This is a genomic window from Tardiphaga sp. (assembly GCF_041424195.1).
Classification (GTDB): Bacteria; Pseudomonadota; Alphaproteobacteria; order Rhizobiales; family Xanthobacteraceae; genus Tardiphaga.
On sequence record NZ_JBGMOE010000224.1, the window covers coordinates 148,272 to 164,029 of the forward strand.

The 15,758-nt window shown below is 62.4% G+C and carries 15 protein-coding genes; 8 read left to right on the forward strand and 7 right to left on the reverse strand.

Going from position 1 to position 15,758, the window contains the following annotated elements:
• Positions 1 to 22: 22 nt before the first annotated feature.
• Positions 23 to 1,417 (reverse strand): cysteine--tRNA ligase, encoded by a 1,395-nt coding sequence (cysS, locus tag ACEK02_RS31185; protein ID WP_371425425.1) that lies wholly within the window; start codon positions 1,415 to 1,417, stop codon positions 23 to 25.
• A gap of 286 nt (positions 1,418 to 1,703) precedes the next feature.
• Between cysS and ACEK02_RS31190 the strand changes: the two genes are divergently transcribed.
• The gene (locus tag ACEK02_RS31190) at positions 1,704 to 2,009 is read left to right on the forward strand and encodes a hypothetical protein (protein WP_371425427.1); all 306 of its coding nucleotides are present in this window, start codon (positions 1,704 to 1,706) and stop codon (positions 2,007 to 2,009) included.
• A 225-nt stretch (positions 2,010 to 2,234) separates the two neighbouring features.
• The gene (locus ACEK02_RS31195; protein ID WP_371425429.1) at positions 2,235 to 3,422 is read left to right on the forward strand and encodes a DUF2865 domain-containing protein; all 1,188 of its coding nucleotides are present in this window, start codon (positions 2,235 to 2,237) and stop codon (positions 3,420 to 3,422) included.
• 12 nt (positions 3,423 to 3,434) lie between these two features.
• Here the strand turns inward: ACEK02_RS31195 and ACEK02_RS31200 are convergent, their stop codons facing one another.
• From ACEK02_RS31200 to ACEK02_RS31210, 3 genes are read right to left on the reverse strand one after another with little or no spacing between them, the layout of a single operon-like run.
• A complete protein-coding gene (locus ACEK02_RS31200) occupies positions 3,435 to 5,189 on the reverse strand; it encodes an NAD+ synthase (RefSeq protein ID WP_371425431.1) in 1,755 nt (584 codons plus the stop codon).
• A 43-nt stretch (positions 5,190 to 5,232) separates the two neighbouring features.
• Positions 5,233 to 5,586: a diacylglycerol kinase gene (locus ACEK02_RS31205; RefSeq protein ID WP_371425433.1), complete on the reverse strand. Its 354-nt coding sequence runs from the start codon at positions 5,584 to 5,586 to the stop codon at positions 5,233 to 5,235.
• Between the two features lie 2 nt (positions 5,587 to 5,588).
• Positions 5,589 to 6,977 (reverse strand): class II 3-deoxy-7-phosphoheptulonate synthase, encoded by a 1,389-nt coding sequence (locus tag ACEK02_RS31210; protein WP_371425435.1) that lies wholly within the window; start codon positions 6,975 to 6,977, stop codon positions 5,589 to 5,591.
• A 175-nt stretch (positions 6,978 to 7,152) separates the two neighbouring features.
• Between ACEK02_RS31210 and ACEK02_RS31215 the strand changes: the two genes are divergently transcribed.
• The gene (locus ACEK02_RS31215; protein WP_371425437.1) at positions 7,153 to 8,058 is read left to right on the forward strand and encodes an alpha/beta fold hydrolase; all 906 of its coding nucleotides are present in this window, start codon (positions 7,153 to 7,155) and stop codon (positions 8,056 to 8,058) included.
• A 118-nt stretch (positions 8,059 to 8,176) separates the two neighbouring features.
• On the opposite strand, the gene gor is transcribed toward ACEK02_RS31215, so the two are convergent.
• The 3 genes from gor to rpiA are packed head-to-tail and all read right to left on the reverse strand — an operon-like array spanning position 8,177 to position 10,878.
• Positions 8,177 to 9,562, reverse strand: coding sequence for a glutathione-disulfide reductase (gene gor, locus ACEK02_RS31220; protein WP_371425439.1), 1,386 nt, complete (start codon positions 9,560 to 9,562; stop codon positions 8,177 to 8,179).
• A 54-nt stretch (positions 9,563 to 9,616) separates the two neighbouring features.
• Positions 9,617 to 10,156 (reverse strand): DUF2059 domain-containing protein, encoded by a 540-nt coding sequence (locus tag ACEK02_RS31225; RefSeq protein WP_371425442.1) that lies wholly within the window; start codon positions 10,154 to 10,156, stop codon positions 9,617 to 9,619.
• A gap of 23 nt (positions 10,157 to 10,179) precedes the next feature.
• The gene (gene rpiA, locus ACEK02_RS31230; protein ID WP_371425444.1) at positions 10,180 to 10,878 is read right to left on the reverse strand and encodes a ribose-5-phosphate isomerase RpiA; all 699 of its coding nucleotides are present in this window, start codon (positions 10,876 to 10,878) and stop codon (positions 10,180 to 10,182) included.
• Positions 10,879 to 11,069: 191 nt separating this feature from the next.
• On the opposite strand from rpiA, the gene ACEK02_RS31235 reads away from it, so the two are divergent.
• The 5 genes from ACEK02_RS31235 to ACEK02_RS31255 all read left to right on the forward strand — a co-directional run bounded on the left by ACEK02_RS31235 (position 11,070) and on the right by ACEK02_RS31255 (position 15,751).
• Complete coding sequence (locus tag ACEK02_RS31235; RefSeq protein ID WP_371425446.1) at positions 11,070 to 11,762, forward strand: HAD-IA family hydrolase; 693 nt, start codon at positions 11,070 to 11,072, stop codon at positions 11,760 to 11,762.
• A 149-nt stretch (positions 11,763 to 11,911) separates the two neighbouring features.
• Positions 11,912 to 12,358, forward strand: a complete 447-nt coding sequence (locus ACEK02_RS31240; RefSeq protein ID WP_371425448.1) for a hypothetical protein — start codon at positions 11,912 to 11,914, stop codon at positions 12,356 to 12,358.
• Between the two features lie 112 nt (positions 12,359 to 12,470).
• The gene (moaA, locus tag ACEK02_RS31245; RefSeq protein WP_371425450.1) at positions 12,471 to 13,502 is read left to right on the forward strand and encodes a GTP 3',8-cyclase MoaA; all 1,032 of its coding nucleotides are present in this window, start codon (positions 12,471 to 12,473) and stop codon (positions 13,500 to 13,502) included.
• Between the two features lie 234 nt (positions 13,503 to 13,736).
• Positions 13,737 to 14,273 carry a TRAP transporter small permease subunit gene (locus ACEK02_RS31250; protein ID WP_371425452.1) on the forward strand — a complete coding sequence of 179 codons (537 nt, stop codon included), beginning with the start codon at positions 13,737 to 13,739 and terminating at the stop codon, positions 14,271 to 14,273.
• A 68-nt stretch (positions 14,274 to 14,341) separates the two neighbouring features.
• A complete protein-coding gene (locus ACEK02_RS31255) occupies positions 14,342 to 15,751 on the forward strand; it encodes a TRAP transporter large permease subunit (protein WP_371425454.1) in 1,410 nt (469 codons plus the stop codon).
• Positions 15,752 to 15,758 lie beyond the last annotated feature (7 nt).

The window sequence follows — 15,758 nt, forward strand, 5'->3', positions numbered from 1 at the left end:
GGAAACGGTGTGTCGGGTCGGCTCATCGCGCGATCTCCCAGGTGGTGCCTTCCTTCGAGTCCTTGATGACGACGCCCATGGCGGCAAGTTCGTCGCGGATACGATCGGACTCCTTGAAATCCTTGCGGGCTCGCGCGGCTGTACGATCCGCAATCAAACCATCAACCTTTGCTGCGTCGATCCCGCTAGCCTGTTGCTTGCGTCCATTCCATGCAGCAGCCGTTTCCGACAGGAAACCGAGCGCACGCAGCGACGCTGCAAATTGGCTGCGGTCGCCGTCATTGCCTGCTGCCGCACTGTTGCGAAGACCGTGCAACGCCGCAACCGCCAGCGACGTGTTCAGATCGTCGAACAGCGGCTCCATCACCTTGTCGGAGACGTTGCCACCTGCTGCATCCGCCGCGACCCAATACCAGTCATCGAGCGTCTTGGCGCTTTCTTCAAGACCCTTCACGGTCCAGTCGATCGGCGAGCGATAGTGTGTCTTCAGCATGTTCAGGCGCAGCACTTCGCCCGGCCAGTCGTTCAGCAATTCCCGGATGGTGAAGAAGTTGCCGAGGCTCTTCGACATCTTCTCGCCTTCGACCTGCAGGAAGCCGTTATGCATCCAGTAATTCGCCATCGCATGCGTACCGTGCGCGCAGCGTGACTGGGCAATCTCGTTTTCATGATGCGGGAAGATCAGATCGAGGCCGCCGCCATGAATGTCGAAGATCGTGCCGAGATAGGCCTCCGCCATCGCCGAGCACTCGATGTGCCAGCCCGGACGGCCCCTGCCCCACGGGCTTTCCCAGCCGGGCTCTTCCGCGGATGACTGCTTCCACAACACGAAGTCGGTCGGATGCTTCTTGTGCGCATCGACGGCGACGCGCGCACCGGCCTGCTGATCTTCCAGCTTACGGCCGGAGAGCGCGCCATAGTCGGCCATCGACTGGGTGTCGAACAGCACTTCGCCCGCAGCCTCATAGGCGTGGCCGCGCGCGATCAATTCCTTGATCAGCGTCACCATGTCGGTCTTGCCGTCGGACCGCGGAAGCACGAAGTCCGTCGCCCGCGGCTGATGGGTCGGCGGCAGGCAGCCCAGCGCATGAACGTCAGTCTCGAACTGATTGAACGTGGTCTCGGTGACGCGGCGAATGGCCTCGTTCAGCGGCAGGCCCGGAAAGTCGCGCAACGCGCGGTCGTTGATCTTGTCGTCGACGTCGGTGATGTTGCGGACATAGGTGACCTTGTCGGCGCCGTAGACGTGCCGGAGCAGCCGGAACAGCACGTCGAACACGATGACCGGACGCGCATTGCCGATATGGGCGAAGTCGTAGACCGTCGGCCCGCAGACATACATCCGGACGTTGTCGGCATCGATCGGCGTGAAGACGCGCTTTTCGCGGGTCAGAGTGTCGTAAAGGCGCAGTTCCATGGATGTCCGTCCCTAGCGGCCGGGCGTCCGATTATCTCACGTGAGAAAAGACGGCCTCAGCCAGCGAATCGCTAGCTCTTAATCTCGCGGCAAATGCCACAAATGGCGAGAGAACCGTTCATCGGGGCACCATGGGGCAACCCCAGGTGGCCCGTCAAGGGCGTGGAACAATGCCGTAAAGGGCTGATTTCGGCCTTAATCCACGGCTACGTCGCCCATGGTTAATGATTGTTAATCTTTGGGGCATATCGAATGAGGGCGAATTTCCTCATTCATTCGGTGAGTTATGAAATCCATTTCAGTCGTTCTGACGGCGGTCTTCGTTCTGGCTGCTTCCTCGGCGTTTGCCGATTCCCGCGTCTTCATCATCGCCAACCAGTCTGACGGTTACGGCATCGACCAGTGCCTCGCCCGCGGCGAGAAGTGCGGCGCGCATGCCGCAGCGTCTTATTGCAAATCGCGCGCCTTCGACCAGGCCGTCGCCTATCGCCGTGTCGATCCCGATGAAGTGACCGGATCGGTCCCGACATCAGGCAGCGCCTGCCATCACGGCAAATGCGACGAATTCGTCGCGATTACCTGCCAGCGCTGACATGCGGCGGCTTGCGACCTTGTTGCGTCGCGCCTGCGGCCACAGTGAGGCCCCGGAAACGACGTGACCCTGCCGCGAGAAGCGGCTATGGAAAGCCGCGTTCGCCGCCGCATTTTCATCGCGCGCGTCTGGCAACGTCGGCGAGAGGCTGGCCGCGGCATCGAAGCGCGCATCCACCTCGCTTGTTTCTGTCTCGCTCGCTTCTGACTCGCGCATTGGCCGGATATGTCTGACACTGTGACTGCTTCCCTCTCTCGCTGGGTTTTCGTTGGTGCCGCACTGATTGGTGCGCTGTCGCTGGGCACTCCTGCATCGGCGCAGAATGGGCCTCCCAGCTATCCCGCGCAGCAGGTCTATCCGCCGGGTCAGGCGCAGCAGCAGGGTTCTGCAAATCCGATGTGCGGGCGCCTGGAAGCGCAGCTTTCGACCATCGATCGCGGCAATGGCCTCGATCCTGCGCGCGCCGAACAGCTCCGCCGCTATGAGGAGGCCGCGTCCAAGCAGCAAAGCGAGCTCGATCGCGTCTCGGCGCAGGCCAAGCGGATGGGTTGTGACAGTTCCGGCTTCTTCTCGCTGTTCAACGGGCAGTCGGCACAGTGCGGCCCGGTCAACACCCAGATCCAGCAGATGCGCGGCAATCTGGATCAGATCACCACAAGCCTCGAACGCCTGCGCGTCGGCACGCCCGGCAGTTCGGATCGCGATACCCAGCGCCGCTCAGTGCTGCTGGCCCTCGCCCAGAACAATTGTGGCCCGCAATACGCCGCTGCTGCGCAGCGCGCGGCGCCGCAGAATTCCGGTCCCGGCGGTTTCCTGAGCAACCTGTTCGGCAATAACGAGCCGAGCCCCGGCGCGCCGCCGCTGGACGGAAATATGACGCCCGTGCCATCGGGCACCTATCGCACCGTCTGCGTACGCACCTGCGACGGCTTCTATTTCCCGATTTCGTTCGCGACGATCCCGGCGCGCTTCGGCGATGACGAGCGGACCTGCAAGAATCTCTGCCCGGCCTCCGACGCCAACCTGTTCACCTATCGCAATCCCGGCGAAGACATGAACTCTGCCGTCTCGATCTCGGGCCAGCCTTACTCGTCGTCACCGAATGCGTTCAAGTATCGCACCGAGTTCAACCCGTCGTGCTCCTGCAAGGCGCAGGGCCAGACCTGGTCGGAGGCGCTGAAGAATGTCGACGACAAATCGGCCGCGGAGAATGGCGACATCATCGTCACCGAGGAACGTGCCAAACGGATGTCGCAACCGCAGGCCAAGGGCACACCCGCCGCCTTGAAGAAGGGCGCGACGACCGATGCCCCTGCCGCAACGGCAGCTCCTGCGCAACCGGCGACGCCGTCCACACCGGGTCAAATCCGCACAGTCGGTCCGCAATTCCTGCCGAACAACGCGCCGCGCTAGGCGGCGCACGTCCTACCCGTCGAACGCTTCCGCGGAGCCCTTGCCGGCGCGCGTCACAAGACCTTCGTCCGGCTTCGGCAACGGATTGGCCAGGTCGCGAAACTTGTTGGTGATCGGATAGCGGCGATCCCGACCAAAATTCTTCCGCGTCACTTTCACGCCCGGCGCAGCCTGCCGGCGCTTGTATTCGGCGATGTTGAGCAGCCGATCGATCCGCGTCACGACGTCCTTCTCGTAGCCGGCCGCGACGATCTCCGACAGCGGATCCTCGCGCTCGACGAGACGTTCGAGAATGCCATCGAGAATATCGTATGGGGGTAGTGAGTCCTGATCGGTCTGGTTCTCGCGCAGTTCAGCCGTCGGCGGGCGCACGATGATGTTGTTCGGAATCACCTCGCCATCGGGGCCCATCGCGATGTCCGGCTTCCATGAATTGCGCAGCGTCGAGATGCGGAACACCTGGGTCTTGTAGAGATCCTTGATCGGGTTGAAGCCGCCATTCATGTCGCCATAGAGTGTGGCATAGCCGACCGACATTTCCGACTTGTTGCCGGTGGTCACGACCATGGCGCCGGTCTTGTTGGATATCGCCATCAACAGCGTGCCGCGGGTGCGCGCCTGCAAATTCTCTTCGGTGATGTCGCGCTCGAGGCCCTTGAAGGTGTCAGCAAGGATTTTTTCGAAGCCGTTGACGGCGTCCGCAATGGGCAGGATCTCGTAGCGGAAGCCGAGCGCCTTCGCGAGCTTGTCAGCATCGTCGAGCGACACCTGCGCGGTGTAGCGGAACGGCAGCATCACGCCGCGCACGCGATCGGCACCGAGCGCGTCGACGGCGATAGCCGCGCACAGCGCCGAGTCGATGCCACCGGAGATGCCCATGAGCACGCCGGGGAAGCCGTTCTTGTTGACGTAGTCGCGCAGGCCGAGCACGCAGGCGGCATAATCGCCCTCGTCGCCTTCCGGCACCGGCGCAATCGGTCCATTGCAGCGCCAATGACCGTCGCTCTTTTCGAAGGTCAGCGTGGTGATGCTCTCAGCAAAGGCCGGCAATTGCGCGCCGAGCGAATGGTCCGCGTTGAGCACGAAGGACGAACCGTCGAACACGAGTTCGTCCTGACCGCCGACCTGATTGAGATAGACCAGCGGCAACCCGCTCTCGGTCACGCGGGCGACCTGCACCGACAAACGCAGATCGTTCTTGTTGCGGGCGTAAGGCGAGCCGTTCGGCACGATCAGGATTTCGGCGCCGGTCTCCGCAAGACACTCGACCACGTTCTCGTAGTCGGCGGATTCCTCCATCCAGGTGTCTTCGCAGATCGGCACGCCGACGCGCAGACCGCGGATGGTGATCGGGCCCGACACCGGACCGCGCGCGAAGACGCGCTTCTCGTCGAACACGCCGTAATTCGGCAGGTTGACCTTGAAGCGGATGGCACTGATGCGGCCATCGTCGAGCAACGCACAGGCATTGTAGAGCTTGTCGCCATCGACCCAGGGCGAACCGATCAGCATAGCCGGACCGCTATCCGCGGTCTCGCGCGCAAGCTCTTCGATGGCCGCCCGGCAGGCCGCCTGGAAGGCCGGCTTCAGCACCAGATCTTCCGGCGGATAACCGGCGATGAACAATTCAGGAAACACGATCAGCGTCGCGCCGTCGGCTTTGGCCTGTGTCCTTGCGGCACGCGCCTTTGCGGCATTGCCGGCGATGTCGCCGACTATGGGATTGAGCTGAGCAAGCGTGATGGTGAAGCGGGCAGATTCTGTCATGGAAACATCCAAGCCTACCGGCCCACCCTTCGCAACTGCGTGTTTAAAGGAGCCCTATGCGCTCACCGAGCGCGAACAGCCAGGTCATGCCAGCGATCACCAGTGCCACGCCGACGGCCGCCGAGCCCATGTCCTTCACACGCCCGATTTGCGGATCGTGGTCGGTGGTGAGCCGGTCGGCAAGCTTCTCGATCGCGGTGTTGAGGAGTTCGACGGTGAGCAGCAACAGCACCACCGCCACCAACTCGAGCCGGCGCGCGGCAGTGGTGCCGATGACGAATGACAGCGGCACCGCGAGGAGCAGTGCAAACAGCTCCTCGCGAATGGCCTGCTCCGATCGCGTCGCGAAGGTCAGGCCATTCCAGGTGTTGATGCAGGCCCGCCAGAGGCGCGACAAGCCTAGAGACCCGATGCCACCGGCAGCGGCTCCGCCCTGTCGACGCGTGACGTCTTCAGCAATTCGGCGATCAGGAACGCCATGTCGATGGACTGCTCGGCATTCAGGCGGGGATCGCAGACCGTGTGGTAACGGTCATTGAGGTCCTCGTCCGAAATGGCGCGCGCGCCACCGGTGCATTCCGTCACGTTCTGGCCGGTCATCTCCAGATGCACGCCACCGGCATGAGTGCCTTCGGCGGCATGAACCTGGAAGAACGACTTGACCTCGGACAGGATGCGGTCGAACGGACGGGTCTTGTAGCCCGAGTTCGACGTGATGGTATTGCCGTGCATGGGATCGCACGACCACACGACCGAGCGCCCTTCCTTCTTCACCGCGCGGATCAGAGCCGGCAGATGGTCCCCGACCTTGTCGGCACCGAAGCGGTTGATCAGCGTCAGCCGGCCGGGCTCGTTGTCGGGATTGAGCACGTCGATCAGCTTGATCAGTTCATCCGGTTTCAGCGACGGGCCGCACTTCAGGCCGATCGGATTCTTGATGCCGCGGAAGTATTCCACATGGGCGTGATCGAGCTGCCGCGTGCGGTCGCCGATCCAGATCATGTGGCCTGAGGTCGCGTACCAGTCGCCGGTCGTGGAATCGACGCGCGTGAAGGCCTGCTCGTAGCCGAGCAACAGCGCCTCATGGCTGGTGTAGAAATCTGTCGAGCGCAGTTCCGGGTGGCTTTCCAGATTGAGGCCGCAGGCGCGCATGAAGTTCAACGCGTCCGAGATGCGATCGGCCAGCTCCTTGTAACGGCGCGACTGCTGCGAATCCTTCAGGAAGCCGAGCATCCACTGATGCACGCTGCCGAGATTGGCGAAGCCGCCGGTCGCGAAAGCGCGCAGCAGGTTCAGCGTCGCCGCCGACTGGCGATAGGCCATCAGCTGGCGCTGCGGATCAGGCACGCGCGATTCCGCCGTGAAGGCGATGTCATTGATGATGTCGCCGCGATAGCTCGGCAGTTCGACGCCGTTGAGCTTCTCCATCGGCGAAGAACGCGGCTTGGCGAACTGACCGGCGATACGGCCGATCTTCACCACGGGCAGCGCGCCGGCATAGGTCAGCACCACCGACATCTGCAGGAAGGCGCGGAAGAAATCGCGAATATTGTTGGCGCCGTGCTCGGCAAAGCTCTCGGCGCAATCGCCGCCCTGCAACAGGAAAGCTTCGCCAGCCGCCACGCGGGCGAGTTGCTTCTTCAGATTGCGGGCTTCACCTGCAAAAACCAGCGGCGGAAAGGTAGCAAGCTGCGCCTCGACATCGCCAAGGGCCTTCTGATCCGGGTATTCCGGCATTTGCAGCACGGGCTTGCCGCGCCAGCTATCGGGCGTCCACCGCTCGGACATGAAAATCACTCCTGAAAACCGCGCTTTATGGCTGCGGAGGCCGCGTTATACACAGCACAGATGGGGATCGCCAGTTCGAAATCCACATTGCGCCCCAAGCCCTTGCAGCCAAAGCCGAATTCGCATTTGCTAGGCTCGGGTAAGGAACATATGGGACACCACGGGAGAAACTGCGGTGCCGGAGGCTGCACTGGACGACGCATTTGCCGATGACATCACGTTCCAGGCGACCGACGGCTATTCGCTGGGCGCAACGCTATACCTGCCCCGTGGCGCCCGCACCCACGCCGTTCTGATCAATTCCGCCACTGCCGCCCCACGGAAAATCTACCGGGGCTTCGCCAGCTATCTCGCCAGCCGCGGCTGCGCGGTGCTGACCTACGACTATCGCGGCACCGGAGATTCGCGGCCCAAGGTCCGTCCCCTGTCCGGCCGGTCGAACGCGCTGGTGGGCTTCAAGGCGTCCATGACCGATTGGGCCGCGCGCGACGTCACCGCCGCGGTGAACTGGATGCGCGAGCGCTACAAGGCGATGCCGCTCGCCTTTGTCGGTCATTCTTTCGGCGGTCAGGCGCTCGGCCTGATCCCCAACAATTCGGAAGTCTCGCGCGCCCTGCTCATCGCCGCGCAGGCAGGCACCTGGCGGCTGATGACGCCGCCCGAGGGCTATCGCATCTATGCGCTGATGAAATTCGTCGGCGCGCCTCTGGCGCGCTTCATCGGCTATGCGCCCGGCAGGATAGGCCTCGGCTATGATCTGCCGAAAGACGTATTTCTGGAATGGGCGGGCTGGGTGACCAGCGATCACTACTTCTTCGACGACCGCAAGCTCAGGGCGCTGGTGAATTTTCCGCGCTACCGCGGCGAGATGAGGGCATTGAGCTTCTCGGACGATCCATGGGCAACACGCGCCGCCGTGGAAATGCTCTGTGCCGGCTTCACCTCGATCAAGCCCGAGATCGACAGTATCCGCCCCATCGAGGCCGGCTCGAAGAAGATCGGGCATTTCGGATTCTTCCGGCCGGAACACCGCGACACATTGTGGCGTGGCGCGGCCGAATGGATTCAGATGGAGAAATAGCGCAGTTCGTAGGATGGGTAGAGCGCAGCGAAATCCATCAATCTGTTCGGTGAAAGCGATGGGTTTCGCGAAGACGCTCTACCCATCCCACGATCGCAACGACGACGCCCTGGTCAAACTATTCCGCGGCTTCGCGCACGTAGCGCGCGGTCGGTGTGCGCATCGTCACGAGCTCCTCGGCGGCGCTCGGATGCACCGCCACCGTGGCGTCGAAATCGGCCTTGGTCGCCTTCAGCTTCACGCAGATGCCCAGCACCTGGATGAGCTCGGCCGCTTCCGGTCCGACAATATGGCAGCCGACGACAATATCCGTCGCGCCATCGACAACCAGCTTCATCAGCACGCGGCTTTCGCTGCCCGAGATCGTCGATTTGATCGACCTGAAATTGGTCTTGTAGATATCGACATGGCTGAAGGTGGCGCGCGCCTCTTGTTCGCTCATGCCGACAGTGCCGACTTCCGGCTGGGTGAACACGGCGGTAGGGATATTGCTGTGATCGACCTTCACGGTCTTCTTGCCGAACACCGTATCGGCAAAGGCATGGCCTTCGCGGATCGCCACCGGCGTCAGGTTGATCCGGTTGGTGACGTCACCGACTGCATAGATATGCGGCACATTGGTCTGCGAGAACTCGTTGACGATGATACCGCCATGGGCTGGCTTGAGCGCAACGCCAGCCTTCTCCAGGCCGAGATTGGCGGTGTTCGGATTGCGCCCGATCGCGAACAATACCTGATCGGACGCGATGCTTGCGCCGCTGGACAGATGCGTCGTGAATTCGTGCCGGTGCTTCTCGACCCCGGTCACCGTGCAGCCGGTCAGGATGGTGATGCCATCCTTCTCCATCTCGCTGCGGACATGGGCCCGCACGTCTTCATCGAAGCCGCGCAGGATGTTGTCGCCGCGATAGATCACCGTCACATCGGAGCCCAATCCTGCGAAGATGCAGGCAAATTCCAGCGCTATATAGCCGCCGCCCTGGATCACGATGCGCCTCGGCAGTTCGGGCAGATGAAATACCTCGTTGGACGAGATCACGTGCTCGATGCCAGGAATCACAGGCCCATGATTGGGCGCACCGCCGGTGGCGATCAGGATGTGTTTGGCGCGAACCGTTTCGCCGGTACCGAGGCGCAGCGTGTGCGGATCCTCGAACACCGCGCGGGTCTTGACGGTCGTCGCGCCGGTCTTCTCCACGTTGGACTGATAGATGCCCTCGAGCCGGGCGATCTCCTTGTCCTTATTGGCGATGAAGGTCGACCAGTCGAATGTTGCCGTCGGGATGGTCCAGCCGAATCCGGCCGCATCGTCGATCTCGCGCTGAACGTGCGAGGCATAGACCATCAGCTTCTTCGGCACGCAGCCGCGGATCACGCAAGTGCCGCCGAAGCGGTATTCCTCGGCAACCATGACCTTCGCGCCGTAGCCGGCGGCAATGCGGGCGGCGCGTACGCCCCCTGACCCACCACCGATGACAAACAGATCAACGTCGACGTCAGCCATGATCGCTCCGAACTGGGCGCTGAGACCCGGGATGACGGGCCTCAGCTTGCGCCCTTAGATTTCCTTGCCGCGCTTGCGCATTTCAGCGCGGAACATGCCGTTGACCTGCTCCGAAAACTGCTGCGCCCACTGCTGCATATAGGTCATGCTGGCAGAAATCGACTGGGGCTCCTGCACCAGAAGTTTCTGGCCGAGCGGCGACTTGTAGAAGGTTGCAAGGTCCTTCAACTCGGCCTCGGTGAAGTCGCTGGCATAGATCTTCGCCATCTGCTCGGTGATCTCCTTGTCGCGCCCGGCCATCGCCTGCGCGATGGTGATCGCGACCTCGTTGAGATCCTTCTGATAGTTCAGATTGCTCTGCAGCAGCGAATCCTTGACGCGCTGAACCATGTTCGGCACGGCATTGGCATACATCGCGCTGGCGTTCTTCATCGCCAGAATTTCCTTGGCGTAGCCGATGGCGGCGGGCGACGCCGGCTTGATCGGCCGGGCCTGTCCTTCCGGAGACGCCTGCTGCGCGGAGACCGGCAGCGCGATCACTGCAACGCTGAGCGCAAGACCAGCGGACAGCAGCATGTGCGAAAGCTTCTTCATTCCAATTCTCCCTGATTGCGCCGTTACGGACGCTCGAAAACGCGAATTCCCTGCGATCCGGCCAGCATCGCGGTGCTTGCCAGACCGATAAACAGACCGTGCTCGACCACGCCCGGAATGGCGCCGAGCAGCCCGGCCAGGCGAGGCGCATCGGTGATGGTCCCGAGCCGCGCGTCGATGATCCAGTGGCCGCCATCGGTGACGAAAGCATGACCGTCCTTGCCGCTGCGAATGGACATTTCGCCGGACAGGCCGCATTTGGCGAACACGTCGGCAATCGCGCGGCGCGTGGCCGACAGACCGAACGGGATCACTTCCACGGGCAGCGGGAAGCGACCAAGGGTCGGCACCCATTTGGAATCGTCGGCGATGACAATCATGCGATCGGACGCCGCCGCCACGATCTTCTCGCGCAGCAAGGCGCCGCCGCCGCCCTTGATGAGATTGAGCGCCGGATCGACTTCGTCCGCGCCATCGACCGTGAGATCGAGTCGATCGATCTCGTCGAGCGTGGTCAGCGGCACGCCGCAGCGTTCGGCGTCGGCACGCGTGGCCTCAGACGTCGGAACGCCAATGACCTTGAGACCGCCCGCCACGCGCTCACCGAGCAGTTCGACGAAATGTTTCGCTGTCGACCCCGTGCCGAGCCCGAGTTTCATGCCGTCGCGCACGTGTTCGAGCGCCTTGGCGGCAGCCTGTCGTTTCAGCTCGTCCATATTCATCGGCGCAGCAGTCCTTGCGGTTCAAAACGGTCCCGCGGACGGGATGCGCCGCATATCTAGCGACGTTTGGGGACAAGGAACAGGGCGAAGGACGTGCATCCCCCTGGAATGCTGGCCTGCATTCCAGGGGGATGCCGGACCGCGTCCGGCACCCCTTGCGGGATCGGTCGATGACCGGTAGCGATCCCCGCATGACAGATGCTTCCCCTGCCCCCCTCGTTGTTTTCGACCTCGACGGCACCCTCGTCGATACCGCCCCCGATCTCATCAGCGCGCTGAATCACGTGCTCCATCGAGAGGGGCTGGCCCCCGTTCCGCTGGAATCCGCGCGGAAAATGATCGGCCAGGGCGCCCGGCGCCTGATCGAACGCGGGCTCGAGCTGGAAGGGCGCGAAATGACCCCGGATGAGGTCACCCGCCTGACCAGGGACTTCATCGACTATTACGCCACACACATCGCCGACGAGTCCCGCCCCTTCGAGGGCCTGATCGCGGCGCTCGACGAGATGGCAGGGCGTGGCTACCGCTTCGCGGTCTGCACCAACAAGCTGGAATGGCTGTCGAAGCTGCTGCTCGAAAAGCTGGAGCTGACCGACCGATTCGCGGCAGTCTGCGGCGCTGACACATTCGGCGTCTCGAAGCCCGATCCGGTCATCCTGCAGCAGACGGTCGCGCGCGCTGGCGGCGTGATGTCTTTGGTGGTGATGGTCGGCGATGCCGGCCCGGATGTCGGTGTGGCACGGCGCGCCAATGTGCCGGTAATCGGCGTCACATTTGGCTATACGGACGTCCCAATTGCCGAACTCAAGCCCGACATCGTGATCGACCATTTCCGCGATCTGCCGGCGACCATCGAGCGTCTGATGCCCATATGTGCCGCCTAGCCTGTTCATTTAATTGAGCTTCTCAGGTTTTTTCGGCGGCGCCATTAACCATCAATTAACTATAGGTGTCCTGCGTGTTGCGTCATATGTGCGACGCTCTTATGGTTGCGTGGGGATGGCGGCTAGCCGCAAAAGTGACGGATGATACCATGCGTAGAGTAATAGTTTTGGCAGCAGCAGGTCTGAGCCTGGCCGGTTGCGCTTCGTTCTCCATGGACTCGTTCAAGTCGGCACCGGAGCCGGTTACCGTCCAGTTTGACTCCGTGCCGCCCGGCGCAGAGGTGGTCACCTCGATTGGCCCGAGCTGCAAGACGCCCTGCTCGCTGCCTCTGGCGACGGAAACCGGGTTCAGCGCGACCTTTACCCTCGCAAAATTCCAGCCGATGACGATTCCTGTGACAATCACCCGCGTGCCCGGCGATTTCACCTCGCCCGCACGGACTACGGTTGATCCGAGCCCGGTCGTCGCCGAACTGCAGCCTGCGACGCCGCCACGCCGCGCCCGCAAGGCCGCCAAGCGCGCAGCGGCGCCTGCCGCTGCTCCGGCCGTCGCGGCCGCACCTGCGGCAGGTTCGCCGTTCCCGACGCCTCGCTGATCCACCAAACATATACGTTGGCGTGATTGTGCCAGCTGCAACACGTGACTAGATTGATCGTGCGGCGTTTTACGCCGCGCGACAAACACGTCATTTGCGGCAAGGCGTTTGAATGACCGTATCCGAGTTGAACCCTGCTCTGGCCTCCTCCGCCATGACCGATCCGTTCGGCCGGCGGATCAGCTATCTGCGCGTCTCGGTGACGGATCGTTGCGATCTGCGCTGCTTCTACTGCATGTCGGAAGACATGACCTTCCTGCCCAAGGCTGACCTGCTGACGCTGGAAGAACTCGACCGGCTCTGTTCCGCATTCATCGCCAAGGGCGTCACCAAGCTGCGGCTGACCGGCGGCGAGCCGCTGGTCCGACGTAATGTGATGGGCCTCGTGCGTTCGCTGTCGCGCCACCTCAAGACCGGCGCGCTGAAAGAACTGACGCTGACCACCAATGGCTCGCTGCTCGCCAAATATGCCGCTGAACTGGCGGATTGCGGCGTGAAGCGTATCAACGTCTCGATGGACACGCTCGACCCCGCGAAGTTTCGCACCATCACCCGCTGGGGCGACCTCAACAAGGTGCTGGCCGGCATCGACGCGGCGCAGGCTGCGGGGCTTGCCGTGAAGATCAATACCGTCGCGTTGAAGAACATGAATGAGGACGAGATCCCCTCATTGGTCGAATGGGCGCACGGCCGCGATATGGCGCTGACGCTGATCGAGGTGATGCCCATGGGCGATATCGGCGAGGGCCGCATCGACCAGTATGTGCCGCTGTCGCTGCTACGCGCGCGCCTCGCCAATCAGTTCACGATGACCGATTTGCCCGACGATACCGGCGGTCCCGCCCGCTACGTAAGCGTCAGCGAGACCGGCGGCAAGATCGGCTTCATCACGCCGATGACCCACAATTTCTGCGAATCCTGCAACCGCGTCCGCATCACCTGCACCGGCACGATCCATACCTGTCTGGGGCATGAAGACGCCTCGGACCTGCGCAAGCCTCTACGTGCCTCCGAGAGCAATGAACTGCTCAACGCCACCATCGACCGCGCCATCGGCCTGAAGCCGAAGGGCCACGACTTCATCATCGATCGGCGCCACAACCGACCCAGCGTCAGCCGGCATATGAGCGTGACCGGCGGATAGCCGATAACGCTGCGCTGCGAGATCGTCTGAAGCCTCCCCTGATCCAGCGCACGGCAGGATTCTCCTGCCCCGCCCACGTTTTGGCCCGTGCGTCAATTTGTCGATTTTCCGATTGACGATTGCATGACGCGCTGAAATGGTGCCGCCGCGTTACTTCGCCCAGCGGAAAAAGCTGCGCTTTCTCAGTGGGAAAGCCAAGACGAGCACGCGCTGGAGCGACGACGGGGGAAACCGGTGGACCTACTTAAAATCACACGTGTGATCGACGGCCTGAGCGATGTCTTTGGCTTCATCGCCAAGTGGCTCGTGCTGCTCGCCTGCCTCGTCAGCGCCAGCAATGCCACGATTCGTTATCTCTTCAACTACTCGTCGAACGGCTGGCTCGAGATCCAGTGGTACATGTTCGCGGGCATCGTGTTCTTCGGCGCATCGCAGACGCTGCGCCTCAATGAACATGTGCGCGTCGATCTGCTCTATTCAGCAGTCTCCGATCGTGCACGGTTGTGGATCGACATCATCGGTCTCTGCATCTTCCTGCTGCCGGCGATGACCTACCTCACCTACATGACGTTCCCGTTCTTCCTGAATTCGTGGAATTCGCAGGAGGTCTCCAGCAATGCCGGCGGCCTGATCCTCTGGCCTGTGAAGCTGGTGCTGCCGCTCGGCTTCGGGCTGCTGCTGCTGCAGGGCCTCGCCGAACTCGCCAAGCGCATCGCTGCGCTCGCCGGCGTCGTCAAGATCGACACCCATTACGAAGCGCCGCTGCAATAGCGGCGTTTGTTTTTTCAGCTTTCGCGGCAATCCGTTCGACAGAACCAGTTCGATAGTCAGGACCACCGATGTTTTCCTACGGCGTGTTCCCCCCGCTGATGTTCGGCACCATGATCATCTTCATGGTGTTCGGCTTCCCGGTCGCATTTTCGTTGGCCGCGGTCGGCCTGTTCTTCGGTGTTCTCGGCATCTTCACCGGTCACTTCGATCCGTCCTTCCTTCAGGCGCTGCCGTTCCGCTTCTACGGCACGATCTCGAACGACCTGCTGCTGTCGATCCCGTTCTTCACGTTCATGGGCGCGATCCTCGAACGCTGCGGGCTTGCAGAAGACCTGCTCGAAGGCACCGGACAGCTGTTCGGCAAGGTCCCGGGCGGCCTCGCTTATGCCGTGATCATCGTCGGCGCGATCCTTGGCGCCATCACCGGCACGGTCGCCGCATCGGTGATCGCGATGGGCGTGATCTCGCTGCCGATCATGATGCGCTACGGCTACGACATGAAGCTGGCCACCGGCGTCATTGCCGCATCCGGCACCATCACGCAGCTCATCCCCCCGTCGCTGGTGCTGATCGTACTCGCCGACCAGCTCGGCCGTTCGGTCGGCGACATGTATCTTGGCGCCATCGGCCCCTCGATCATCCAGGTCGTCATCTTCATTCTCTACATCGTGGTTCTGTCGATCCTGAAGCCGAACGCGATGCCGCCGATTCCGGAACATGCGCGCGAGCCGATGAACTGGAAGCTCATCAGCCGCGTGCTGTGGGGCATGATCCCCTCGATCGTGCTGATCTTCCTGGTGCTCGGCACCATCGGCCTCGGCCTCGCGACGCCGACCGAAGCCGGCGCCATGGGCGCGGTCGGCGCGATGGTTCTCGCCGCATTGCATCGCCGCCTCACCTGGCCGCTGGTCGAACAGGCCATGACCTCGACCATGCGCCTGACGTCGATGGTGGTGTTCATCCTGATCGGTTCGACCTGCTTCAGCCTCGTCTTCCAGGGCATGGATGGCGCGCGCTGGATCGAACATCTGCTGACGGGCTTGCCCGGCGGCGTGGTCGGCTTCCTCGTCTTCGTGAATATCTTCGTATTCTTTCTGGCGTTCTTCCTCGATTTCTTCGAGATCGCCTTCATCATCATCCCGCTGCTGGCGCCCGTTGCAGCCAAGCTCGGCATCGACCTCGTCTGGTTCGGCGTACTGCTCTGCGTGAACATGCAGACATCGTTCATGCACCCGCCATTCGGCTTCGCGCTGTTCTATCTGCGCGGCATCGCGCCGCCGGAAGTGAAGAGCCGCGATATCTACCTCGGCGCCATGCCGTGGGTCGCCATGCAGATCATTCTGGTGATCATCGTGATCTACTGGCCCGGTCTCGTGACCTACTGGATCGACAACACGGCGATCGACACATCGAACGTGAAGATCGAGATCCCGCAGATCGAGATGCCGGCGATGCCGGACTTTGGGCCGCCTAAGTAACGGGAAA